This is a genomic window from Marinobacter fuscus (genome assembly GCF_003007675.1).
Lineage (GTDB): Bacteria > Pseudomonadota > Gammaproteobacteria > Pseudomonadales > Oleiphilaceae > Marinobacter > Marinobacter fuscus.
The window spans coordinates 1-2241 of sequence record NZ_PXNP01000039.1; the positions used below are offsets into that span (position 1 = coordinate 1).

3 protein-coding genes are annotated in these 2241 nt (G+C 52.2%); 2 read left to right on the forward strand and 1 reads right to left on the reverse strand.

Annotated elements, in window-relative coordinates; all coding sequences use genetic code 11:
* Window positions 1–931 precede the first annotated feature (931 nt).
* Complete coding sequence (locus C7H09_RS07955) at window positions 932–1354, reverse strand: DUF4160 domain-containing protein (protein ID WP_106762050.1); 423 nt, start codon at window positions 1352–1354, stop codon at window positions 932–934.
* Between the two features lie 321 nt (window positions 1355–1675).
* On the opposite strand from C7H09_RS07955, the gene C7H09_RS07960 reads away from it, so the two are divergent.
* Together C7H09_RS07960 and C7H09_RS07965 are read left to right on the forward strand one after the other, a co-directional pair.
* Window positions 1676–1921 carry a type II toxin-antitoxin system CcdA family antitoxin gene (locus tag C7H09_RS07960; RefSeq protein WP_106760637.1) on the forward strand — a complete coding sequence of 82 codons (246 nt, stop codon included), beginning with the start codon at window positions 1676–1678 and terminating at the stop codon, window positions 1919–1921.
* Window positions 1921–2238, forward strand: coding sequence for a CcdB family protein (locus C7H09_RS07965; RefSeq protein ID WP_106760638.1), 318 nt, complete (start codon window positions 1921–1923; stop codon window positions 2236–2238). The genes C7H09_RS07960 and C7H09_RS07965 overlap by 1 nt, the downstream gene beginning before the upstream one ends.
* Window positions 2239–2241: the final 3 nt, after the last annotated feature.

Consider the following 2241-nt stretch of genomic DNA (forward strand, 5'->3'; position numbering starts at 1 on the left):
GCCAAGCTTAGCGGCGCCACGTCAGTGGCGTCCGGTGGACGGCCCTCGGGCCGGGAACGTACTACAGCGACTGGTTAGTTGGGGGCATCAATGAAGCCCGATCCCTGGCAACCAACATCGTAGCCTACGCCGCAGCCCTTGCACCAAAACCCGCTGATGCTATGTGCATAAAATCACCGCCAATAATGCGGTGAATGAACCTGAACATCAGAGTAGCAAGTAAGCAAGGAACCGTTTATCGACGGACAACCCCACAACCGAGACACTCAATTTAGAACCAGCTCCGCTGACCGTTTGAGCTACCAACAAGACGACAAATTTGCGGGCCTTGGCTGCGCAGCTATTCTGCCGGTTTTGCTGCCAACTTTCGGCCAAGGCCATTAGCACACGGCCACTCAAAGGTACGAAGCACTACCAACTAACGCTGAGCACAGCGGCGACCTTGGAGTGGCGACGAAGGAGCCATGGAAAGGGCGTCCGGCGGCCATCGGCCGCGTACTGCTGCGACTTGTTAGTTGGGGGTATCAATAAAGCCCAATCCCTGGCAACCAACATGGCTGCCTGCGCCATTGCCCTTGCACCAAACCCGTCTGATGCACCGCGATTAAAATCGCCGCAAATAGCGCGGCGAGTGAACCTGAACAACAGAGTAGCTGGTAAGCAAGGAACCGTTTACCGGCGGACAGCCCCACAACCGGTACACTCACGTTATTACCAACTGCACTGGCCGATTGAGCTGCCAACAAGACGACGGATTTGAGGGCCTTGGCTACGCCACCATGTTGCCGGTTTTGCTCCCAACTTTCGGCCAAGGCCATTAGCACACGGCCACTCAAAGGTACGAAGCACTACCAACTAACGCTTGCAGCATGCGCGCCTACGGAATGGAGCCGAAGGCGCAATGTAGTAGGCGTCGCCGTGCCTGCACTGGTTAAGTGCCTTTGTACGGCCCAACGGTGCACTCAGTTGGCCTGGTCTCATCCCATGCCTTGATCAGGAGTGGCTTCGCCTTTTTATGCCAGAACCGAATTTTTCGGTAGTCCTGGGATTCAATATTTCCCTCTAACTTCTCGCACGACTCGATAGAGAAGCTGGCGTCGACGTTTGGGGACTTTACATGAAAATGTGGCGGTGGATGTTCATTCGCGTAGATCTGAATTTTCAGTCCATTGACCCGTGCCACAAGCTTGCGAATTTCTATAAGAAACTCGTCCCCGTCTTCTTCCCACACAGAACAAGGATTGTGAAGCAAAGCCTCTAGCCACTCGGCAAACTCATCCATGCCCTCAAGCTCGTCGGGATCAACGAGATGGAATCGTCCGAATTTTCGGTGTTGCTCCTTCGTTGGCTTCATGGCTTGCCTTAGCACTTAACGAGGCTGTAGAAAAACTCCCGCCCCTTTGTTCGATCGCGTTCCTACGCGAAATCTGGAAGTGTTTTCAATCATGAGTGCTCCAGATTTTAAGAATAGGCCCTATTTTTAGCTCATTTATTGACCAATTTCGACTCAAAATAGGCCTTTGACCTTTTTCTACAGCCTCAACGCCTTGGCTTTGCGGCATGCCGGAGCGCCAGCGTAGGCGCGTCCGACAACAGCCATTGGTTAAATGCTTGAATGCGCATCCGCATGCGCATAAACTGAGACCATCCATTAAATAGCCACTTGGAGGCTCAAATGGCAGAACTCTACAACGTAGCTGCCCCCAAAAAAGCGGCAAACCTCTCAGTCAATAGCGATCTGCTGCGTAAGACCCGTGAACTAAACATTAACCTGTCTGCTACCCTCGAGCGAGCGCTGAAAGAAGAACTCTCAAAACGTCAGTCAGAACAATGGGTTGAAGAAAACCGCGCCGCGATAAAAAGTTACAACGATTTTGTCGGACAACATGGATGCTTTGGCGACGAATTCAGGGAATTTTGATGGCACAGTTCGATGTATACCCCAACCCAAGCAAGACCAGCAAAGCGCACTACCCTTACCTTGTCGATATTCAGAGCAGCCTGTTGAGCGAGCTGGCAACGCGAATCGTCATCCCCTTGGGGAAACGCTCCGCATTTAGTGGTGAAGCCATGCAAGGAGTCACACCGGAAATCAGCTTTGCAGACCAAGAGCTTCTGCTGTTAACGCCTCAAATTTCCTCTGTTTCAGAAAAGCATCTCAAAAACCCGGTTGGCTCTCTATCGCACTTTAGAGACCAAATCGTTGGAGCTTTGGACATGGCTATCACCGGCATTTAACGC